Source organism: Paraburkholderia phenazinium (assembly GCF_900142845.1).
Classification (GTDB): Bacteria; Pseudomonadota; Gammaproteobacteria; order Burkholderiales; family Burkholderiaceae; genus Paraburkholderia; species Paraburkholderia phenazinium_A.
Window position 1 is genome coordinate 2,875,660 of sequence record NZ_FSRU01000002.1, and the last position, 22,137, is coordinate 2,897,796.

The following is a 22,137-nucleotide window of genomic DNA, read 5'->3' on the forward strand; positions in this document are numbered from 1 at the left end:
ACCACGGGGCACGCTACTGATTTCGTCAGCGGATTCGCGCGGCCGGCGGCATAATCGATACGAGACGGCATCTTTTACCGCCTTTACCGCCTGAGGCATGAACCGCTCGTCTTCCCGGCTAACATAAGCCCTATCACCGCGCGTCTGCGGCCGGCGAGGCCGTTGCGCAGCGGATACAATGACAGGTTTCCTGAAAAAACTGGCGCAAGCCCACTTCTGCCATGAACCAGCCCGCCCCCACCGTCAGTCCAGCCCGCCCCGCCGCAACCTATACGCGCGGCGCCGCGTTGCCCGCGCTTCTGCAATCGCGCATCCTGATTCTGGACGGGGCGATGGGCACGATGATCCAGCGTTACAAGCTCGACGAAGCCCGTTATCGCGGCGAGCGCTTCAAGGACTATGGCCGCGACATCAAGGGCAACAACGAGCTGCTGTCGATCACGCAGCCGCAGATCATCAGCGAGATCCACGAGCAGTATCTGGCGGCGGGCGCCGACATCATCGAAACCAATACGTTCGGCGCGACCACGGTCGCCCAGGCCGACTACGGGATGGAAGATCTCGCGATCGAGATGAACCTCGAATCGGCGAAGCTCGCGCGGGCGGCTTGCGACAAGTACTCGACGCCGGACAAGCCGCGCTTCGTCGCGGGCGCGATCGGACCGACGCCGAAGACGGCCAGCATCTCGCCGGACGTGAACGATCCGGGCGCCCGCAACGTGACCTTCGACGAACTGCGCGCGGCCTACTACGAGCAGGCCAAGGCGCTGCTCGACGGCGGCTCGGACCTGTTCCTCGTCGAAACGATTTTCGACACGCTCAACGCGAAGGCTGCGCTGTTCGCTCTCGACGAGCTGTTTGAAGACACGGGCGAACGTCTGCCGATCATGATCTCCGGCACCGTCACCGACGCATCGGGCCGCATCCTCTCGGGGCAGACGGTCGAGGCGTTCTGGAATTCGCTGCGTCATGCGAAGCCGCTTACCTTCGGCTTGAACTGCGCCCTGGGTGCGGCGTTGATGCGGCCGTATATCGCGGAGCTGGCGAAGCTGTGCGATACGTATGTGTCGTGCTATCCGAACGCGGGCTTGCCCAATCCGATGAGCGATACGGGCTTCGACGAATTGCCGGCGGATACGTCGGGGCTGTTGAAGGAGTTTGCGCAGGCCGGGCTGGTGAATATCGCGGGCGGGTGCTGCGGCACGACGCCTGAGCATATTGCGGCGATTGCGAAGGCGCTGACTGGCGTCAGGCCGCGGGTGTGGGCAAACTATCGGGAAACCGATACTGAAGCAGTCTGATCGCGGCACGTACCTCAACGGGAATCGATCGATGGCTGGCGTCACCAAACTGACGATTGCAGGGTTCAAATCCATACGCGAGTTGCGCGACTTCGAGTTGCGCAACCTGAACGTGTTGATTGGCGCCAATGGTGCCGGGAAGTCGAACTTTATCGGGCTGTTTCGGATGCTGGCGGAGATGTATGAGGAGCGGCTGCAGTTGTATGTGCAGCAGCAAGGCGGGCCGGATGCGTTGATGCATTTTTCGCGGAAGACGACGGATGCGATTCAGGTCGGATTGACGTTCGAGGGTACAGATATCTACCGGTTTGAGCTGACGGCGACAAACGACAACCGGCTGATTTTCACAAGCGAAACGTTCAGCTACGGCAAAGAGGGGGTACTTCCCGGAATGGTGTGGTCTTTCGCCGGGACTCCTGAGTCTAGCTTGAGGCAAATTGCTAGCGAACATCAACTCCCCTACGTCGCCGCTGTTATCGAAGGCACTCGCGTCTACCATTTCCACGACACCGGCGAAAAAGCCCGAGTCAAGCAGCCGCACGCGATCAACGACACGCTACGCCTCAAGGTGGACGGTGCGAACCTGGCTGCCTACCTGAGCATGCTTAAGACCGAGCACACGGACAGCTACCGGCAGATTGTCGACACCGTCCGCCTCGTAGCGCCGTTCTTCGACGACTTTGTCTTCCGCACCGATCCCGTCTCGAAGATCCAACTGGAATGGACCGAACGCGGCGACCCGGACACGCCATTCACAGCCCATGCGCTTTCCGACGGCACGCTGCGTTTCATTTGCCTTAGCACACTGCTGCTGCAGCCATGGGACCTGATGCCGGCGACCATCCTGATCGACGAGCCGGAACTAGGGCTGCACCCCTACGCGGTCAACCTGCTCGCCGACCTGCTCAAACGCGCGTCCGAACAAAAACAGTTGATCGTCTCGACCCAATCCGTCGAACTGCTGAACCGGATGGAACCCGGCGACGTGATCGTCGTCGACCGCAAAGACAACGCATCGACCTTCCACCGCCTCGACGCGACGCAGTTGCAAGACTGGCTCGACGACTACTCGCTCGGCGATCTCTGGAAGCAGAACGTGTTAGGCGGGAGGCCGGCGTAATGGTCGATCTGATCGTGGTCGGCGAAGGCCAGACCGAAGAAACGTTCGTGCGCGACGTCCTTGCTCCCGCGCTCAGCGCGAACTGCATTTACGCAAGCCCCCGGCTGATCAACACCTCGCGTGAGCAGCGCGGCGGCGCGCTGAATCTCGAGCGTGTCCGCAAGTTCATCGGCAACACCCTGCGCGAGCGCAACGATACTTACGTCACCACCTTGATCGACCTGTACGGTCTCGATACGACTTTCCGCGGCGTGACCAACAGCAAGGGCCACGCACCGGCCGCCCGGGCCGCACGCATCGAGCAACTGCTGCACGAAGACGTCATCGCCTTCGCGCGCTGCCGCCCGGAACGCTTCATCCCGCACATCCAGCCTCACGAGTTCGAATCGCTGCGGTTCTCGGACATCGCCACCTTGTGCGACGTCGAATCCGGCTGGCAAGCACAAAGCGCCCCGTTGATCGCCGCGCGGAACGCAGTCGACGATCCCGAATGGACCAACGATTCGCCGCAAACCGCGCCGTCGAAGCGGCTCGAACAACTGCATCCGCGCTATCGCAAGGTCCGCCACGGCCCGGTGGCCGCCGCCCGCATCGGCCTCGACCGGATCCGCGAGCACTGCCCGCACTTCCGTCAGTGGTACGACCGCCTCGTGGCGCTGCCCGCCCTGCACGTGCGGCACTCCAACATCGAATATACGACCTAACGCCATGACCGATCACACCATGCGCCTTTCCGGCCTCGAGCCGTTCAACGTCACGCCCGGGACGCTTTTCATCAACGTCGGTGAGCGCACCAACGTGACCGGCTCGAAGGCGTTCGCACGAATGATCCTGAACGACCAGTTCGACGACGCGATCGCCGTCGCGCGACAGCAGGTCGAAAACGGCGCGCAGGTCATCGACGTCAACATGGACGAGGCCATGCTCGACTCGAAAGCGGCCATGGTCCGCTTCATGAATCTGATCGCCTCGGAACCTGACATCGCGCGCGTGCCGATCATGATCGACTCGTCGAAGTGGGAAGTGATCGAAGCGGGTCTGAAGTGCGTGCAAGGCAAGGCGATCGTCAATTCGATCTCGCTGAAAGAAGGCGAGGAAGCGTTCCGTCATCACGCCAACCTGATTCGCCGTTACGGCGCGGCTGCCGTCGTGATGGCCTTCGACGAAAAAGGCCAGGCCGACACCTACCAGCGCAAGACTGAAATCTGCAAGCGCTCGTATGACTTCCTCGTCAATGAAGTGGGCTTCCCGCCCGAAGACATCATCTTCGACCCGAACATCTTCGCCGTCGCCACCGGCATCGAAGAGCACAACAACTACGCCGTCGACTTCATCAACGCCACGCGCTGGATCAAGGAAAACCTGCCGTACGCGAAGGTGAGCGGCGGCGTGTCGAACGTGTCGTTCTCGTTCCGCGGCAACGACCCGGTGCGCGAAGCGATCCACACCGTGTTCCTCTACTACGCCATCCAGGCGGGGATGGACATGGGCATCGTCAACGCCGGCCAGCTCGGTGTCTATGCCGACCTCGACCCCGAGTTGCGCGAGCGCGTCGAAGACGTGGTCCTCAACCGCCGCGACGACGGCACCGACCGCCTGTTAGAGATCGCCGACAAGTTCAAGACCGGCGCCGCGAAGAAGGAAGAAAACCTCGAGTGGCGCAACCAGCCGGTCGAGAAGCGTCTCTCGCATGCGCTGGTGCACGGCATCACCAACTTCATCGTCGAAGACACCGAGGAAGTGCGCGCCAGGATCGCCGCAGCCGGCGGCCGGCCGATCAATGTGATCGAAGGTCCGTTGATGGACGGCATGAACATCGTCGGCGACCTGTTCGGCCAGGGCAAGATGTTCCTGCCGCAGGTGGTGAAGTCGGCGCGCGTGATGAAGCAGGCAGTCGCGCATCTGATCCCGTACATCGAAGAAGAAAAGAAGCTGCTCGCCGAAGCCGGCGCCGACGTGCGCGCGAAGGGCAAGATCGTCATCGCCACCGTCAAGGGCGACGTGCACGACATCGGCAAGAACATCGTCTCAGTGGTGCTTCAGTGCAATAACTTCGAAGTGGTCAACATGGGCGTGATGGTCTCGTGCAACGACATTCTCGCCAGGGCGAAGGTCGAAGGCGCGGACATCATCGGGCTGTCCGGCCTGATCACGCCGAGCCTCGAAGAAATGGCCTATGTCGCCTCGGAAATGCAGCGCGACGACTACTTCCGCATCAAGAAGATTCCGCTGCTGATCGGCGGAGCGACCACCTCGCGCGTGCACACCGCCGTGAAGATTGCGCCGCACTACGAAGGGCCGGTGGTGTATGTGCCGGATGCGTCGCGTTCGGTATCGGTGGCGTCGAGCCTGCTCTCCGACGAAGGCGCCGCGAAATACCTCGACGAGCTGAAGTCCGACTACGACCGCATCCGCGAACAGCACGCCAACAAGAAAGCGCAGCCCATGGTGACGCTCGCCGAAGCGCGCGCCAACAAGACGAAGATCGACTGGGCCGGCTACCAGCCGATCAAGCCGAAGTTCATCGGCCGCCGCGTCTTCAAGAACTACGATCTCAACGAACTGGCGAACTATATCGACTGGGCGCCGTTCTTCCAGACCTGGGATCTGGCCGGCCCCTACCCCGCGATTCTCAATGACGAGATCGTGGGCGAGTCGGCGCGGCGTGTGTTCTCCGACGGCAAGTCGATGCTCGCGCGCCTGATCCAGGGCCGCTGGCTGCAGGCCAACGGCGTGATCGCGATGTTGCCGGCCAACACCGTCAACGACGACGACATCGAAATCTACACGGACGAATCGCGCTCGGAAGTCGCGCTCACCTGGCGCAACCTGCGCCAGCAAAGCGTGCGGCCGGTGGTGGACGGCGTGATGCGGCCGAACCGGTCGCTGGCCGACTTCATCGCGCCGAAGGATTCGGGCGTGGCCGACTACATCGGCCTGTTCGCCGTCACGGCGGGCCTCGGCGTCGACGTCAAGGAAAAGCAGTTCGAAAAGGATCACGACGACTACAGCGCAATCATGCTGAAGGCGCTGGCCGACCGCTTCGCGGAAGCCTTCGCCGAAGCGTTGCATGCCCGCGTGCGGCGCGACCTGTGGGGCTACGCCAGCAACGAAACGCTCTCCAACGACGACCTGATCGGCGAAAAGTATCGCGGCATCCGTCCCGCGCCCGGTTACCCGGCCTGCCCGGACCACCTCGTGAAGCGCGATATGTTTGAGGTGCTCCATGCGGAGGAGATCGGCATGAGCGTGACGGAATCGCTCGCCATGCTGCCGGCGGCCAGCGTCTCCGGCTTCTACCTGGCGCATCCGGACTGCACCTATTTCTCGGTGGGCAAGATCGGCCAGGACCAGCTGGAAGACTACGCACAGCGCATGGCGCTCTCGAAGCAGGACGCCGAACGGGCGCTGGCGCCGCTGCTGTAAACCGGCCCCACTATATCGAAAACGGAAGGCTGAATATTTCAAGCAAGCGGGTTTTCGGCTTTGTAGACTGCAAGCGCTTTACCTGCCAGACGCGGCCAGAAAACGCGTCGGCTCAACTACTTGCAACCGTCACGGAGAATCTCGCATGAAAAAGCTGACGTTCGTTTTGGCTGGTCTTTCGCTCGCAGTCGGTACTTCGGTCGCCTTCGCCCAGACGGCCGCTCCGGCTGCCGGCAGCGCAGTCAGTTCGTACTCGCCGCCGACCCAGAAGCACGTCAAGAAGCCCAAGAAGGCGAAGGTGAAGAAGGGTGCTTCGGCGCCCGCCGCGCCGGCCGCCGCCAGCCAGTAAGCCACGCCGGCTCGACGATTCCGGCGGCCAGCCACCAGCAGTCAGGCGCGTGCCGCCGGCCCCGTGATTCCCGCTGGAGCCGGGCCGAAACCCGGCTTATGCAGCCGCATAAAAGACAAGAACCCGCTTCGAGCGGGCTCTTGTCTTTTAGCATCGTGATGCGCGTGGGGACGTTCCGGCGCGCCTCGTGACCTGGCGCCGCGCCAGCACGCAGCGCCCGTCAGGCACAGCGTCGCAGGCGCTTATGCCGGTTCAGACGCCCCACATGATGTCCGCGTCTTCCTTTTGCGCTGCGCGCAGCATGTCGAGGAACGGAAACGCGCGTTGCGCGAGGCCGATCGGAATCTCGTGGTGCTCGTGGCCGTCTTCGCCTTCGTGGAAATGCCCATCGTGCTCGGCACGTTCCTGCTTGTCCGAACTGATAGCCGACTCCAGTTTGGTGATCGCCTCGGGCAGTTCATCGTGCATGATGACCCCACGTTCGCCGAGCCGTTTGCCGACGATGCCGACCAGATACTGCGCCAGATTTTCCAGCATCACCACATCCGGAGCGGCGCGGCATTTGAAAGTAATCAGCATGACTGTTCCCTTTTTGTCTTGTTGGATTTACGCGCCGATGGCCGTGGGACGACCGTCTGCGCGGGTTTCGTTGACACGCCGGCAGAGAGCGGCGGCCACGGCCCTTGGTGGGCATCTCATTGGACATATTAGCACCTGCTAAAATCCGTCCTGACGGAAAAGCGCGCCGCGCAATGCTGGACAATGGCTCGCACGGCCGGTCGGCGCGGGTTTGCCCCGCCTCGCGGCCCAGCCGGCACTGACGTTGGCCGGGCCGCTGCCGCGCTGCCGCCAGCGCCGCCCACATGGCCAGACGCACGCTTTCCAAGCCTTTGACGGACCGGTTGCACGCCTCACGCAGCCGCTCCCGTTTCACCGCACTGCCTCACTGGACTCGCAACAAGCATGCTGCCCGCACATAAACACACACTCGAATCACTGCTCGCCGACACCGTGAAGCAGGTCGCCGAAGCAACCCAAGGTGCAAGCGAAGCCGCCTTCGTCGCCCCCACCATCACGCTGGAACGCCCGAAAGTCGCCGCACACGGCGACGTAGCCTGCAACGTCGCCATGCAGCTGGCCAAACCGCTGCGCGCCAATCCGCGCCAGCTCGCCCAGCAGATCGTCGATGCAGTGCTCGCGCATCCGCAAGCCCAGGGCCTCGTGCAGGGCGCCGAAGTGGCCGGCCCCGGCTTCATCAACCTGCGCCTTGCTCCCGCTGCCAAGCAGGCGGTGATCGGCGCCGTGTTCGCGGAAAAGGAAGCCTTCGGCCGCTCGCAGCGCGACGCCGGCAAGCACGTGCTGGTCGAATTCGTGTCGGCCAACCCGACCGGTCCGCTCCACGTCGGCCATGGCCGTCAGGCGGCGCTGGGCGATGCGCTGTCGAACGTGCTGGCTTCGCAGGGCTACGACGTGCATCGCGAGTTCTACTACAACGATGCGGGTGTGCAGATCCATACGCTCGCCGTCTCCACCCAGGCACGCGCCCGCGGACTGAAACCGGGCGACGCCGGCTGGCCCGAATCGGCCTACAACGGCGACTACATTGCGGATATCGCACGCGACTACATGAACGGCGAAACCGTCGCCGCGAAAGACGTCGATGCGGTCAAGGGCGAAGGCGACGTCGAGAATCTCGACGCCATCCGCCGCTTCGCGGTCGCGTATCTGCGCCACGAGCAGGACATGGACTTGCAGGCCTTCGGCGTGAAGTTCGACCAGTACTACCTCGAATCCTCGCTGTACTCGGAAGGCCGCGTCGAGAAGACGGTGGCGGCGCTGATCGCCGCCGGCAAGACCTACGAGCAGGAAGGCGCGCTGTGGCTGCGCACCACGGACGACGGCGACGACAAAGACCGCGTCATGCGCAAGACCGACGGCACCTACACGTACTTCGTGCCGGACGTCGCGTACCACGTCGCCAAGTGGGAACGTGGCTTCACCAAGGTCATCAACGTGCAGGGCTCGGACCACCACGGCACCATCGCGCGGGTGCGCGCCGGCCTGCAGGGTCTCGGCATCGGCATTCCGAAGGGCTATCCCGACTACATCCTGCACAAGATGGTCACGGTGATGCGCGACGGCGAGGAAGTGAAGATCTCGAAGCGCGCGGGCAGCTATGTGACGGTGCGCGACCTGATCGAATGGTCGGGCGGCGCGACGCCGGGCTCGGAAACCTCGCCGGACCTGCTCGACGAAGCAACGATCCGCCGCGGCCGCGACGCCGTGCGGTTTTTCCTGATCTCGCGCAAGGCCGATACGGAATTCGTCTTCGACATCGACCTCGCGCTCAAGCAGAACGACGAGAATCCGGTGCACTACGTGCAGTATGCGCACGCCCGGATCTGCTCGGTCATCAGCGAAGCGAAGACGCGCTACAACACCGACGAGGCAATTCTGCCGACCGTGGACGTGTCCCTGCTCACCAGCGAACGTGCGATGGCGTTGCTGCAGAAACTGGCGGAATTCCCCGACATGCTGCAACACGCCGCCGACGAACTCGCGCCGCATGCGGTCGCGTTCTATCTGCGCGACCTCGCGGGCGAATTCCACTCGTTCTACAATGACAAGGCCGAACGCGTCCTGGTCGACGATGAAGCGCAGCGCAACGCGCGCGTCGCGCTGCTCGCCGCCACGCGCCAGGTGCTGGCAAACGGCCTTGCGACGATCGGCGTCTCTGCTCCCGAAAAGATGTAAGTCCTCCGGCACGACATGCACGCGGCCGTCGTTATAATCGACGGCCGTTCCAGGATTCTTTTTGCAGGTGATTTATACGATGGCAAAACCACGCCGCACAACGAAGCAGTCGAAGCAAACCGGGGGCACTTTTCTCGGCATCGTACTGGGCCTGATTGTCGGCCTGGCAATCGCGGTAGTGGTGGCGCTGTATATCACCCGGGCGCCTACGCCGTTTGTCGCCAAGGTGGCGCCGCCCGCGGCGTCCGACACCAGCGCAAGCGAAGCGCAATACGATCCGAACCGTCCGCTGCAAGGCAAGACGCCGGGCCAGGCGGTGCCGCAAGCCGCCCAGCCGGCGCCGCAAAACACGGCGCCGCAGGGCCAGGCGCCGGGCATGCTGCAGGAACCGGAGATCGTCGAAGTGCCGCCGGCCAGTTCGGCCAATGCAAACGGCGTCGCCGTGGCACCGCAGCCCGCGCAGGATAACGGCCAGCCCGCTCCGGCGAAGAAGCCGCAGCAGGCCACCAGCGCGCCGACCAGCACCGCCGCGGCCCCCGCGTCGAATGCGGCCAAGCCGGGCTCGGGCGCAGCGCCTTCCGCGGCGGACGCGAACAGCGGCTATTTCCTCCAGGTGGGCGCCTACAAGACGTCGGCGGATGCCGAGCAGCAGCGTGCACGCCTCGCCTTCCAGGGTTTCGAATCGAAGGTGACGCAGCGCGATGCCGGCGGCGTGACGTACTATCGCGTGCGCATTGGGCCGTTCTCGAAGTTCGACGACATGAATTCGGCCCGCCAGCGTCTGTCCGACGCAGGGGTCGAGACCGCCGTGATCCGCTTCACCAAGCAGTAATGTTCCGTCATGCGCCGCCGCTGAACCTCAGCGCGCGGCGCGAGTCTCAAGCACGGCAGAGGCCTGCCGCCACACTCTCATAACGGTGACAGCCATGCGTTTTACCGCCGCACCGCGCCACCGTTATTCCGCCTAATTGGGTCAACAAGACATGAAAAAACTGCTGAGCATTCTCTTCCTTTCACTCGGCCTCGTCAGCGCGGCCGTAGAGGCATCGCCGGCTGCGCCCGTCGCGGGCAAGGACTACACCGTCCTGCCGACGGCACAACCGGTCGACGTGCCCGCCGGCAAGATCGAAGTCACCGAATTCTTCTGGTACGGCTGCCCGCACTGCAACGAATTCAACCCGTACCTCGAAGCGTGGGTCAAGAAGCAGGGCCCGGACGTCGTGTTCAAGCGCGTGCCGGTCGCCTTCCGCGACGACTTCATCCCGCATTCGAAGATGTACCATGCGCTCGACGCGCTGGGCCTCGCGCAGAAGCTGACGCCGGTCGTCTTCAACGAAATCCACGTCAACAAGGACTACCTGCTGACGCCGGAAGACCAGGCCAAGTTCCTCGCCAAGAACGGCGTCGATCCGAAGAAGTACATGGACGCGTACAACTCATTCTCGACGCAGAGCGAGATCCAGCGCGACAAGAAGATGCTGGATGACTACAAGATCGACGGCGTGCCGACCCTTGCCGTGCAAGGCAAGTATGAAACCGGCCCGGCTGCGACGAACAGCCTGCCGGGCACGCTGCAGGTGCTCGACTACCTCGTCGCCCAGATCCGCGCGAAGAAGATGTAAGACCCACGGCGCCGGTATGAGTACACCTCTGAAGGTTTTCATCACCGGCGCATCGAGTGGTATCGGCCTCGCGCTCGCCGCCGAATATGCGCGGCGCGGCGCGATTCTCGGCCTCGTTGCCCGTCGCGGCGACGCCCTCGCCAGCTTCCAGCAGTCCCATCCCCAGCATTCCATCTCGATCTACCCCGTCGACGTACGCGACGCCGATGCGCTCGCTGCCGCCGCCGCGCAGTTCATCGAGCTATACGGCTGCCCCGACATCGTGATCGCCAATGCCGGCATCAGCCGTGGCGCCGTCACCGGACATGGCGATCTGCGGGCCTTCCGCGAGGTCATGGACGTCAACTACTTCGGCATGGTCGCCACCTTCGAGCCGTTCGCGGCTGCCATGATGACGGCCGGCAAAGGCGCGTTAGTGGGTCTGGCGAGCGTGGCCGGCGTGCGCGGCTTGCCGGGCTCGGGTGCATACAGCGCGTCGAAGGCCGCAGCGTTCAAGTATCTCGAGGCGCTGCGCGTCGAGATGCGGCCCAAGGGGGTCAACGTGGTGACCATCGCCCCCGGCTATGTCCGCACGCCCATGACGGCGCACAACCCGTATCGCATGCCGTTCCTGATGGACGCCGATCGCTTTGCCGCGAAGGTGGCCGACGCGGTCGAACGCAGTACGTCGTTTGCGATCTATCCGTGGCAGATGCGCGTCGTGGCGGCGCTGTTGCACGTGCTGCCGCGCTGGCTCTACGACCGCGCCTTCGAAAGAGCGCCGCGCAAGCCGCGCACCGTGGACTAACTCACCAACGCACGATCACACGAAGCGCACATCCGCCCGGCCTCGGCTATTTGGCGCGGTATGCTTCCATGGCTTCCGGGCGTTGAGCGCATCGAAAGAGCCACGGTGCGTCCATATGGATATGCCGATTACTTTGTTGTCGGCGCAACCACCCTTCGATAAGCTTTCGCCCTGGCGGGATCGCGCAGGCACGCCCTGCGCCGGCCCCGAAAACGTATCACAATAAACTCGGTGGTCCGCGCGGGCCGTTTGCATGGCCGCGCTTGTTATGGGAGATCCTATGCGCATTAAACTGCCCGTCGCCTTCATTGCCGCTTTACTCGCCGCAGCGCCTGCGCTCGCATTGGCCAAACCGCTGACGGTCTGTACCGAATCGAGCCCCGATGGCTTCGATATCGTCCAGTTCAACTCGCTCGTCACGACCAATGCGTCGGCGGATGTGATTTTCAACTCGCTGGTCTCGTACGACGAGGCGGAGAAGAAGGTCGTACCCGCACTCGCCCAGAGCTGGGACGTGAGCCCCGACGGTCTCACCTATACGTTCCATCTGCGCCCCAACGTGCAGTTCCAGACCACCGACTACTTCAAGCCCACCCACGCGCTGAACGCCGACGACGTCGTCTTCACCTTCAGCCGGATGCTCGACGACAGCAACCCGTGGCACAAGGTGACGGGTGCGAGCGGTTTCCCGCACGCGCAATCGATGGGTCTGCCGAAGCTGATCAAGTCGGTCTCGAAGGTCGACGACAACACGGTCAAGTTCGAACTGAACCAGCCGGATGCGACCTTCATCTCGATCCTGACGATGGGCTTCGCCTCGATCTATTCCGCCGAATACGCCGACCAGTTGCTGAAGGCGGGCAAGCAGGTCGACCTGAACGCCAAGCCGATCGGCACCGGCCCGTTCGTGCTGAAGAGCTACACGAAGGACGCCGTGATTCGCTATGACGTGAATCCTTCGTACTGGGGCCCCAAGCCGAAAATCGACCGTCTGATCTACGCGATCACACCGGACGCCACGGTGCGGGCGCAGAAGGTCAAGACGGGCGAATGCCAGATCGCGCTGTCGCCGAAGCCGCAGGATGTGGCGGACGCCAAGACCGACAAGTCGCTCGCGGTGGTGCAGACGCCCGCGTTCATGACCGCGTTCGTCGCGCTGAACACGGACAAGAAGCCGCTCGACAACCAGAAGGTGCGTGCCGCGCTGAACATGGCGTTCGACCGCACGACGTATCTGAAAACCGTGTTCGACAACACGGCGACGGCGGCGGTGAATCCGTATCCGCCGAACACGTGGAGCTACAACAAGTCGGTCAAGCCGTGGCCGTACGATCCGGCGAAGGCCAAGGCCCTGCTCGCCGAAGCGGGTTTCCCGAACGGCTTTTCGACGACCATCTGGGTGCGTCCGACGGGTAGTGTGCTCAACCCGAATCCGAAAGCCGGCGCCGAGCTGCTGCAGGCCGACTTTGCGAAGATCGGCGTGAAGGCGGACGTGAAGGTGATCGAATGGGGCGAGCTGATCAAGGAGGCCAAGCAGGGCCAGCACGACTCGCTGTTCATGGGCTGGGCGGGCGACAACGGCGATCCGGACAACTATCTGACGCCGCTCTTTAGCTGCAACGCGGTGAAGTCGGGCATCAACTTCGCGCGCTTTTGCGACGCGGATCTCGACAAGCTGATTGCCGACGGCAAGGCCACCACGGATCAAGCCAAGCGCGCGAAGGCGTATGAAGCGGCGCAGCAGATCATCCACGATCAGGCGCTGTGGATTCCGCTCGGCTATCCGACTGCGGCGGCTATCACGCGTACGGACGTGAGCGGCTATCACGTGAGTCCGTTCGGACGGCAGAACTTTACGACGGTGGCGGTGCAGTAATAGCGCAGCACCGTTCCAAGAAGGGGAAAACCAACAGGCCCGGTTGCACTGCACCGGGCCTGTTTTATTTCCTGCGAGTTTGAGGAGGACAACGCGTCAGTCGCGTTGGTCCTGAAGGCACCACCCTCCTCGCGTGACGTAACGCAAACGTCTCAGGCCGCAAACCGGATCACCCCATCCGCATCCTGCGTGCGCTTCAACTCCCCCGCGAGCCACAGCAAGTGCAAGTGCGCGAGCGCCTCGCCCATGGCAAACGTCAACTGATGGACATCGAGCTGCCGCCTGAACATCAGCGGCACGATATCCGCGGCACTCTGCGGCTTCTGCGCACAGGCTTCACGCACTTCGGCGAGCCGCGCATCATGATGCTCGCGCAACTGCGCAATGCGGGTCCGCACGCCGCGAAACGGCTTGCCGTGCGACGGCAGCACCAGCGTGTCTTCGGCCATCGTCTCGTAGCGGCCGAGCGACTCCAGATACAGCGCGAGCGGGCTGCCTTCCGGCTCCATGTCGAACACCGAGACGTTGGTGGAAATGCGCGGCAACACCATATCGCCCGAAATCAGCACACCGTCGGCCTCGTTATGCAACGCGCAGTGTTCCGGCGAGTGACCGTAACCGGTCACCACCCGCCAGGTCTTGCCGCCAATCACAATGCCCTGACCTTCGCGCATGCGCCGATACTGGCCCGGCACCGCCGGCACCAGATTCGAGTAGTAGCTGGTACGGTTGCGCAGCTTCTCCAGCGACGCCTCGTCGCTCAAGCCATGCCGCGCGAAGTGACGCGCGGCGCCCGCACCGCCGGCATTCGAGCCGTCGCCCGCCGCCAACACGCGAGCCTGCATGTATTCGCCGAGCGTCATCCACAGACGCACATCCCAGCGCTGCTTGTCGCCACCCGTGCAGATCCAGTGCGCCAGACCGATGTGATCCGGATGGCAATGCGTGGCGATCACGCGCAGCACCGGCAGGCCGTCCAGCACCGTGTCGAATACCTGCTCCCAGTTCGCCTTGATGGTGTCCGAGGTGATCCCGCAATCGACCACCGTCCAGCCTTGCTGACCGTCGATCTCATCGCGCAGCAGCCACAGGTTGATGTGGTCGAGCGCGAACGGCAACGGCATGCGCAGCCAGAACACACCGGGCGTGACTTCGAACGCATGACCGGGTTCCGGCAGGGTGTCCTTGAACGGGTAGTCGAGTTGGTGTTCGAGAGCATTCATTGTGGGGGGCTTCCTCCGCCGGTCGCGCAGCAACGGTGGTCACTTCGCCGCGGCGCGCCATGGTTGCGCTTTACTCAAGTTGACGATAACGTAAACGTCGATTCTATCGTCCAATCCGATTTTCTGCCCGGCCACGGGACGTCCCAATGAACACGCAATACACCATCACCGAGCTCGCGCGTGAATTCGACGTCACTCCCCGCGCAATCCGCTTCTATGAAGACCAGGGTTTACTCTCGCCGAGCCGGGAAGGGTCGAGCGGCTTGCGGCGCGTCTATTCGGGCCGCGACCGCACGCGCCTCAAGCTGACGTTGCGCGGCAAACGGCTGGGTTTCACGCTGTCGGAAATCCGCGACCTGCTCGACCTGTACGACTCGCCCACCGATACCGTGCCCCAGTTGCATGCCTTCCTCGCCACGGTGAAGCGGCATCGCGAAGTGCTGGAGCGTCAACTGGAAGACCTGAACGCCACGCTCGAAGACCTCGCGCAATACGAAGTCGAGGCGCGCACGTTGCTCGAAAGCGGTGCACGTGGGGCGGATGCGTTGGTGTCGGATGCACGGTCGACATGAATCACTTTCCCAAACTGCTATCGTCGCAAATCGGCTTCGACGTCGCGCAAACGATGCTCGAAGGCTTCGACCGTCACTATCGAATCTTCCGCGACGCGGCGATCGGCGCGAAGGCGCTCTTCGAAGCCGGCGACTGGCATGGCCTGCAACGTCTGGCGCGGGAGCGCATTACTTCGTATGACGAACGGGTCGAGGAATGCGTCGAGCTGCTCGAAGACGAATACGACGCCGAAAATATCGACGACGAAGTCTGGCAGCAGATCAAGCTGCATTACATCGGCCTCCTGACCACGCACCGGCAGCCCGAGTGCGCGGAGACGTTCTTCAATTCGGTGTGTTGCAAGATCCTGCACCGCTCGTATTTCAACAACGACTTCATCTTCGTGCGGCCCGCCATCTCGACCGAATACATCGAGAACGACGAGCCCGCTGCCAAGCCGACTTACCGCGCGTATTACCCCGGCAAGGAAGGACTCGCCGCGACGCTCGAGCGCATCGTCACGAACTTCCAGCTCGAGCCGCCGTTCGAAGACCTGCAGCGCGATGTCGGTTGCGTGATGCAAGCCATCGAAGACGCGTTCGGCACGTTCACTGAAGCTGCCAACTTCCAGATTCACGTGCTGTCGTCGCTGTTCTACCGGAACAAGTCGGCGTATATCGTCGGCCGCATCATCAACGGCGATTCGCTGCTGCCGTTTGCGGTGCCGCTGCGTCATGTGAAGCCCGGGCTGCTCGCGCTCGATACCGTGCTGCTCAAGCGCGACCAGTTGCTGATCATCTTCAGCTTCTCGCACTCGTATTTTCTGGTGGACATGGAAGTGCCGTCCGCTTACGTCGAATTTCTCGGCACCATCATGCCGGGCAAGCCGAAGGCGGAAATCTATACCTCGGTGGGCTTGCAGAAGCAGGGCAAGAATCTGTTCTATCGCGACCTGCTGCACCACCTGTCGCATTCGAGCGATCCGTTCATCATCGCGCCCGGCATCAAGGGGCTGGTGATGCTGGTGTTCACGCTGCCGTCGTTCCCTTACGTATTCAAGCTGATCAAGGACAACTTCCCGCCGCCGAAAGAAACCACGCGCGCGCTGATCCAGAGCAAGTATCAGCTCGTCAAACGGCACGACCGCCTGGGGCGCATGGCCGACACGCTGGAATATTCGAGCGTAGCGTTGCCGCTGGCGCGGCTCGACGAAGCGCTGCTGCGCGAACTCGAAAAGGAAGTGCCGTCGATGATCGAATACGAGGGCGATAACCTCGTGATCCGCCATCTGTACATCGAACGCCGCATGGTGCCGCTCAACCTCTACCTGCAAAACGGCAGTGACGAGGACGTCGAGCACGGCATCAAGGAATACGGCGAAGCGGTGAAGGAACTGATGCAGGCGAACATCTTCCCCGGCGACATGCTGTACAAGAACTTCGGCGTAACGCGTCATGGCCGTGTCGTGTTCTACGACTACGATGAGATCGAGTACCTGACCGATTGCAACGTGCGCGCCGTGCCGCCGCCGCGCAACGAGGAAGACGAGTTGTCCGGCGAGCCGTGGTATTCGGTCGGCCCGCACGACATCTTCCCGGAGACTTACGGCACCTTTCTGCTCGGCGACCCGCGTGTGCGCCGCGCCTTCATGCAGCACCACGCAGACTTCTTCGATCCCGCGCTGTGGCAACGGCATAAGGATCACTTACTGAAAGGCGAACTGCCCGACTTCTTTCCCTACGACAGCAGCGTGCGCTTTTGCACCCGCTACCCGGAGCGCTTCGCGCCCGTGGCCGATGCGGATGCCACCGGCAATGCCAACGACACAACGGCAGCGCGCCAACCTGCTGCGCGCGCGGCGTGAACGAGCATGACTTCCGTTCACCGTCCGCCCCTCCTGTAACGACACCGACCAGTCCAACGGTCCAGCAACCGACCCGACGCACCATGACCTCAAACGCCTCTGCTCTACCCAATCCGCTTGCGCATCTGTTCGACAACAACGACAAGTGGGTGACGCGCAAACTGTCCGAGGATCCGGAGTATTTCTCGCGCCTCGCCGACCAGCAGACGCCCGAATACCTGTGGATCGGCTGCTCGGATTCGCGCGTGCCGGCCAACCAGATCATCGGCCTGCCGCCGGGCGAAGTGTTCGTACACCGGAACATCGCGAACGTCGTGGTGCACACCGATCTGAACTGCCTGTCGGTGATCCAGTTCGCGGTCGACCTGCTGAAGGTCAAGCACATCATGGTGGTCGGCCACTATGGCTGTTCCGGCGTCGCCGCGGCGCTGCACGGCCGCCGTGTGGGCCTCGCGGATAACTGGCTGCATCACGTGCAGGACGTGCGCACCAAGCATGCGGCGCTGCTCGAGGAGTGGCCGATGGGCGAGGCGCGTCACCGCCGCCTGGTCGAACTGAACACGATCGAACAGGTCGTCAACGTCTGCCGTACCACCATCGTCAACGACGCGTGGGCGCGCGGCCAGGAACTGACTGTGCACGGCTGGGCCTACGGCGTGCACGACGGCAAGGTGCGCAATCTGGGCATGATGATCGGCGCGCCGGGCGAGCTCGATGAAACGTATACGCGGTGCGTGGCAGCCGTCTCGGCGGGCGGCGCGCACAAGACAGACAACGACGTGGTCGCCGCCGATGCGGCCAGGCTCGGCGATGTGCCGGCTGTCGTCGCAGGTGTGATCAAGGAGCTAAAACATGAGTGAGACAAAGCGTGACAAGCTGGCCGATCCGATCGTGATCGTTTCGGTCGCCCGTACCCCGATGGCCGCGTTTCAAGGCGATTTCGCCACGCTGACCGCGCCGCAACTCGGCGCCATCGCGATCGAAGCCGCCGTGCGGCGCGCGGGCCTGACGCCCGCTCAGATCGACGAGGTTGTGATGGGCTGCGTGCTGCCGGCCGGTCTCGGCCAGGCGCCGGCTCGCCAGGCGGCGCTCGGCGCCGGCCTGCCGCTCGCCACAGGCAGCACGACCGTGAACAAGATGTGCGGCTCCGGCATGCGCGCGGCGATGTTCGCGCACGACATGCTGGCCGCGGGTTCGGTGGACGTGATCGTCGCCGGCGGCATGGAAAGCATGACCAATGCGCCGTACCTGCTGCCCAAGGCGCGTGGCGGCATGCGCATGGGCCACGGCCAGGTGATCGACCATATGTTCTACGACGGTCTCGAAGACGCCTACGAAAAGGGCCGTCTGATGGGCACCTTCGCCGAAGAATGCGCGGCGTCGTTCGACTTCACCCGTGAGGCGCAGGACGCCTTCGCGGTGGAATCGCTCAAGCGCGCCAAGCGCGCCAACGAAGACGGCGCGTTCGCATGGGAGATCGCGCCGGTCAAGGTGGAGAGCCGCAAGGGCGACGTGACGATCGAGCGCGATGAACAGCCGTTCAAGGCGAACCTCGACAAGATCGCCACGCTCAAGCCTGCCTTCAGCAAAACCGGCACGGTGACGGCCGCGAACTCGTCGTCGATTTCGGACGGCGCGGCCGCGCTCGTGATGATGCGCGAATCGACCGCGAAGGAGTTGGGCGTCGAACCGCTTGCCCGCGTGGTCGGTCATTCGACCTTCGCTCAGGAGCCGGCGAAATTCACCACCGCGCCGGTCGGTGCGATCCGCAAACTGTTCGAGAAGAACGGCTGGCGCGCGGACGAAGTCGATCTGTATGAGGTGAACGAAGCGTTTGCCGTGGTCACGATGGCCGCGATGAAGGAGCACCGTCTGCCGCACGAGAAGGTCAACGTGAATGGCGGCGCGTGTGCGTTGGGTCATCCTATTGGCGCTTCGGGCGCACGCATTCTGGTGACGTTGATTGGCGCGCTGAAGCATCGCGGACTGAAGCGCGGCGTGGCGACGCTGTGCATCGGCGGCGGCGAAGCCACCGCGATGGGGATTGAACTGGTGTAAAGCGTGACGTGTGCGCCCCGCTCGTCGTGCGCGGCACGAACGGGCACGGCGCATGCGGTGCACGCATGCATGGAATCATGAGGTGATCGAATGAAAACAGTGTTGATCGTAGGGGCGTCGCGTGGCATCGGCCGCGAGTTTGCGCGCCAGTACAAACACGCCGGCTGGCGCGTGCTCGCCACGGCGCGCGACGAGGCGGCGCTCGAAGCACTGGAGGCGCTCGGTGCCGAGACGTTCTCGCTCGACGTCACCTCACAGACGGAAATTGCCGCGCTCGGCTGGAAGCTCGACGGCGAGCGGCTGGATGCGGCGATTGTCGTCTCGGGTGTCTACGGTCCACGCACGGACGGCATCGAAACCGTCAGCGCCGAAGACTTCGACGAGGTCATGGTGACCAACGTCCGCGGCCCGATGCAACTGCTGCCAATCCTGCTGCCGCTCGTCGAAGACGCCAACGGCGTGCTCGCGGTGCTATCGAGCAAGATGGGCAGCATCACCGAGGCGACCGGCACCACCGGCTGGCTGTATCGCGTGAGCAAGGCGGCGCTGAACGACGCGCTGAAGATCGCCTCGTTGCAGACGCGGCGGGCTGCCTGCGTCGCGCTGCATCCGGGCTGGGTCCGCACCGACATGGGCGGCGCCGAGGCGGCGATCGATCCCGAGCGCAGCGTGAGCGGCATGCGCCAGGTGCTGGCCCAGGCGGCGGCCGCGCGCGAATCGTTCAACGGCAGCTTCTATCAATACGACGGCACCGCGCTCGACTGGTAAGGATCAATGTCCCCCTCTTTGTTGACGACGCAACGACCGTCCGAGTGCCCCTGTGGCGGCGCTGCGGCGAACCTTCGCAGCGGTGCGAAGCCGCCCCGCTTCGCGCTTTGCTGTGGCCGTTATATCGACGGCGGCGAAGCCGCGCCCACGGCGCTCGAACTGATGCGCTCGCGCTATAGCGCGTATGTGCTCGGCGCGAGCGACTATCTGCGCGCAACGTGGGCGCCGCAGACATGCCCGGCCGATCTCGACGCCAACCCCGACGCGCCCGATGCACCACGCTGGCTAGGTCTGCAGATCAAACGCTTCGCCGCGCAAGACGAGACCCACGCCGAGGTCGAATTCGTCGCACGATATAAAGTCGGCGGCCGCGCTCACCGGTTGCAGGAACTGAGCCGCTTCGTTCGCGGCGACGATGGCCGCTGGCGCTACGTCGACGGCGACGTCAGCGAGACCTAGAGGCATCGCCATCGACGACACGCGGTAAGGGTTTGAAAGGCTTCCGCGCTGTTGTCACACGATTAATCGCGCGTTCACATATGCCCCTCAAAATGGCGCTGGGACGTGTGTTGGCTGTCTACCACATTGGCCGTATCGGTCATTTCTCCCGCCCTCCCCGCGCTGCAAGATGCACGCGGGGATTCGGCGCGTCCGTCACGTGTCGAGCACTGCGAATTTTTTGTCGCGGGTTCTCCTTAATTGCACAAACACAAATTGTCGTGCCAGGATCGGCCTGTAGGTTTTGTAGCGACACGTTGTGAGGGTGCGGTCCAAACCGTCCCCACAAAGATGAGCAAAAGCAGCGCCGGCTCCTGATACCTCGCGTTTCGACGGCTGCTTCCTGTGCATCGTGTGCCGCTCATCATCGGCGCGTGGGGTCGCGTCGGCCAGCTGGTGGGTTATCCCGTGCGATCTCGATCGGCGTGTGTGCGCTCAGCGCGCAACGCACGCGAGTGTCTTTTTGTGCCGCAAATCTTGCCGAAAGGCAGTTGTCAGCGAAACGCAAAAGACAGCAGACGATGCAGGTTTTAAGGACGTACTTCAAGGTAGGTGCTGCGAATGGGTTGCAGAAAGTTTCTGACGGTGGGTGCGATGGTGTGCGCGTGGGCGGGATGTGCCGCATCGTTTGCGCACGCCGATCCGCTGGCCGATTCGCAAGCAGGTCCACTGACGCGCGCCGAAGTGCCGCGCATCGCGCTGGACGACGACACTTACCTTCCCCGCGCCGGTCTCAACGAGCAGGTCATTCGCGTACCGGTGGACGCCGCCGGCACGATCACGCTTGAAACCACGGTTTACAAGCCCGACGGTCCGGGACCGTTCCCGATGATCGTCTTCAACCACGGCAAGATGCCGGGTGACCCACGCATGCAGGCACGCAGCGATCCGCTGCCGTTCGCGCGCGAGTTCGTGCGGCGCGGCTACGTGGTGGTGGCGCCGAACCGTCAGGGTTTCGCGCAATCGGGTGGCGCCTACGAGCAGGACGGTTGCGATGTCCAGCGTAATGGCCTGGGTCAGGCGGGCGATGTGGCTGCGACGGTTGAGTTCATGTCGAAGCAGCCTTATGTCGACGCGCAGCACATCGTCGTAGCGGGCACGTCGCATGGCGGTCTGGCGACGATGGCTTACGGTGTCGAGGCAGCGCCGGGCGTGCGGGCGCTCATCAATTTCTCCGGCGGCTTACGGCAGGACGCTTGTACCGACTGGCAGGGCAATCTCACGCATGCGTTTGGCGCGTATGGCGAGAAGACGAGTGTGCCGTCGCTGTGGCTGTATGGCGATAACGATTCGATCTGGTCGCAGCCTCTGGTCGCGAGCATGTATGCCGCGTATTCGGCGCATGGGGCGAGTGCGAAGATGGTGGACTTCGGCACTTACAAGAACGATGCGCACCGGTTGGTTGGCGATCGCGATGGCGTGCGGGTGTGGTGGCCGGCTGTCGAGGCGTTCCTTGCACGGGTCGGGATGCCGACGGGTGTGCAGTATCGGGTCGAGGATCCGGCGCCGCCTAAGGCTAGTGGCTATGCGGCTTTGGATGCTGTTACCGCTGTGCCTTTTGTCGATGAGGCCGGGCGGAATGGGTATCGCAACTTCCTGCATCAGTATCCTAGTCGGGCTTTTGCTGTTTCCGATTCGGGGGCGTGGTCGTGGGCTGAGGGCGGGGATGATCCTATGTCTGTCGCTGTGGCTAATTGCCAGAAGCAGAGTTCCGATCCCTGCCGGTTGTATGCAGTCAATGATGCTGTTGTCTGGAAGGATTCTTCTTCGCAGACGGCTAGTGCCAGTTCTGGTGATTCGGCTGGCTCCGCCGGTGGGAAGGGGGCGGAGGATAAGCGGGCTTTGGCTAGTCGGGAGTGATTGGTTTTTTTGCCTACGGCGGTGGCTGTGGTCCTGCGGTGTTGGCCTTTCCTTGCTTTGTTAGTGGTCTATTAGGTTC

The 22,137-nt window shown here is 63.3% G+C and carries 19 protein-coding genes; 17 read left to right on the top strand and 2 right to left on the bottom strand.

Features of this window, described 5'->3' with window-relative positions; genetic code table 11:
• The first annotated feature begins 221 nt into the window (after positions 1-221).
• From BUS12_RS29905 to BUS12_RS29925, 5 genes are all read left to right on the top strand, one after another.
• Positions 222-1,301, top strand: a complete 1,080-nt coding sequence (locus BUS12_RS29905) for a homocysteine S-methyltransferase family protein (protein WP_074300961.1) — start codon at positions 222-224, stop codon at positions 1,299-1,301.
• Between the two features lie 31 nt (positions 1,302-1,332).
• Positions 1,333-2,421, top strand: a complete 1,089-nt coding sequence (locus tag BUS12_RS29910) for an AAA family ATPase (protein WP_074300962.1) — start codon at positions 1,333-1,335, stop codon at positions 2,419-2,421.
• On the top strand, positions 2,421-3,125 hold the full coding sequence (locus tag BUS12_RS29915) for a DUF4276 family protein (protein ID WP_074300963.1): 705 nt from the start codon (positions 2,421-2,423) through the stop codon (positions 3,123-3,125). Before BUS12_RS29910 ends, BUS12_RS29915 begins: the two co-directional genes overlap by 1 nt.
• Positions 3,126-3,129: 4 nt before the next feature.
• Positions 3,130-5,847 (top strand): methionine synthase, encoded by a 2,718-nt coding sequence (metH, locus tag BUS12_RS29920; RefSeq protein WP_074300964.1) that lies wholly within the window; start codon positions 3,130-3,132, stop codon positions 5,845-5,847.
• A gap of 145 nt (positions 5,848-5,992) precedes the next feature.
• Positions 5,993-6,196: an acid-shock protein gene (locus tag BUS12_RS29925; protein ID WP_074300965.1), complete on the top strand. Its 204-nt coding sequence runs from the start codon at positions 5,993-5,995 to the stop codon at positions 6,194-6,196.
• A gap of 252 nt (positions 6,197-6,448) precedes the next feature.
• Here the strand turns inward: BUS12_RS29925 and BUS12_RS29930 are convergent, their stop codons facing one another.
• A complete protein-coding gene (locus BUS12_RS29930) occupies positions 6,449-6,775 on the bottom strand; it encodes a DUF1840 domain-containing protein (RefSeq protein WP_074300966.1) in 327 nt (108 codons plus the stop codon).
• Positions 6,776-7,159: 384 nt separating this feature from the next.
• Between BUS12_RS29930 and argS the strand changes: the two genes are divergently transcribed.
• The 5 genes from argS to BUS12_RS29955 all read left to right on the top strand — a co-directional run bounded on the left by argS (position 7,160) and on the right by BUS12_RS29955 (position 13,235).
• A complete protein-coding gene (argS, locus tag BUS12_RS29935; RefSeq protein WP_074300967.1) occupies positions 7,160-8,950 on the top strand; it encodes an arginine--tRNA ligase in 1,791 nt (596 codons plus the stop codon).
• Between the two features lie 79 nt (positions 8,951-9,029).
• Positions 9,030-9,782 (top strand): SPOR domain-containing protein, encoded by a 753-nt coding sequence (locus BUS12_RS29940; protein ID WP_253190231.1) that lies wholly within the window; start codon positions 9,030-9,032, stop codon positions 9,780-9,782.
• A 151-nt stretch (positions 9,783-9,933) separates the two neighbouring features.
• The gene (locus tag BUS12_RS29945) at positions 9,934-10,572 is read left to right on the top strand and encodes a thiol:disulfide interchange protein DsbA/DsbL (RefSeq protein ID WP_074300969.1); all 639 of its coding nucleotides are present in this window, start codon (positions 9,934-9,936) and stop codon (positions 10,570-10,572) included.
• A 16-nt stretch (positions 10,573-10,588) separates the two neighbouring features.
• Positions 10,589-11,359 carry an SDR family oxidoreductase gene (locus tag BUS12_RS29950; protein ID WP_074300970.1) on the top strand — a complete coding sequence of 257 codons (771 nt, stop codon included), beginning with the start codon at positions 10,589-10,591 and terminating at the stop codon, positions 11,357-11,359.
• Positions 11,360-11,639: 280 nt separating this feature from the next.
• The gene (locus BUS12_RS29955) at positions 11,640-13,235 is read left to right on the top strand and encodes an ABC transporter substrate-binding protein (RefSeq protein ID WP_074300971.1); all 1,596 of its coding nucleotides are present in this window, start codon (positions 11,640-11,642) and stop codon (positions 13,233-13,235) included.
• A gap of 152 nt (positions 13,236-13,387) precedes the next feature.
• Here BUS12_RS29955 and BUS12_RS29960 read toward each other — a convergent pair whose 3' ends face one another.
• Positions 13,388-14,458 carry an MBL fold metallo-hydrolase gene (locus tag BUS12_RS29960; RefSeq protein WP_074300972.1) on the bottom strand — a complete coding sequence of 357 codons (1,071 nt, stop codon included), beginning with the start codon at positions 14,456-14,458 and terminating at the stop codon, positions 13,388-13,390.
• 146 nt (positions 14,459-14,604) lie between these two features.
• On the opposite strand from BUS12_RS29960, the gene BUS12_RS29965 reads away from it, so the two are divergent.
• The 7 genes from BUS12_RS29965 (at position 14,605) to BUS12_RS29995 (ending at position 22,058) form a co-directional block, all read left to right on the top strand.
• Positions 14,605-15,030: a MerR family transcriptional regulator gene (locus tag BUS12_RS29965; RefSeq protein WP_074300973.1), complete on the top strand. Its 426-nt coding sequence runs from the start codon at positions 14,605-14,607 to the stop codon at positions 15,028-15,030.
• Complete coding sequence (aceK, locus tag BUS12_RS29970) at positions 15,027-16,874, top strand: bifunctional isocitrate dehydrogenase kinase/phosphatase (RefSeq protein ID WP_074300974.1); 1,848 nt, start codon at positions 15,027-15,029, stop codon at positions 16,872-16,874. The genes BUS12_RS29965 and aceK overlap by 4 nt, the downstream gene beginning before the upstream one ends.
• 83 nt (positions 16,875-16,957) lie before the next feature.
• The gene (gene can / locus BUS12_RS29975) at positions 16,958-17,734 is read left to right on the top strand and encodes a carbonate dehydratase (RefSeq protein WP_074300975.1); all 777 of its coding nucleotides are present in this window, start codon (positions 16,958-16,960) and stop codon (positions 17,732-17,734) included.
• Positions 17,727-18,932 (top strand): acetyl-CoA C-acetyltransferase, encoded by a 1,206-nt coding sequence (locus BUS12_RS29980; RefSeq protein WP_074300976.1) that lies wholly within the window; start codon positions 17,727-17,729, stop codon positions 18,930-18,932. Before can ends, BUS12_RS29980 begins: the two co-directional genes overlap by 8 nt.
• A gap of 90 nt (positions 18,933-19,022) precedes the next feature.
• Complete coding sequence (locus BUS12_RS29985; RefSeq protein ID WP_074300977.1) at positions 19,023-19,700, top strand: SDR family oxidoreductase; 678 nt, start codon at positions 19,023-19,025, stop codon at positions 19,698-19,700.
• 6 nt (positions 19,701-19,706) lie between these two features.
• On the top strand, positions 19,707-20,159 hold the full coding sequence (locus BUS12_RS29990; protein WP_074300978.1) for a YchJ family protein: 453 nt from the start codon (positions 19,707-19,709) through the stop codon (positions 20,157-20,159).
• A gap of 600 nt (positions 20,160-20,759) precedes the next feature.
• Positions 20,760-22,058 (top strand): dienelactone hydrolase family protein, encoded by a 1,299-nt coding sequence (locus tag BUS12_RS29995; RefSeq protein ID WP_074300979.1) that lies wholly within the window; start codon positions 20,760-20,762, stop codon positions 22,056-22,058.
• The last annotated feature ends 79 nt before the right edge of the window (positions 22,059-22,137 follow it).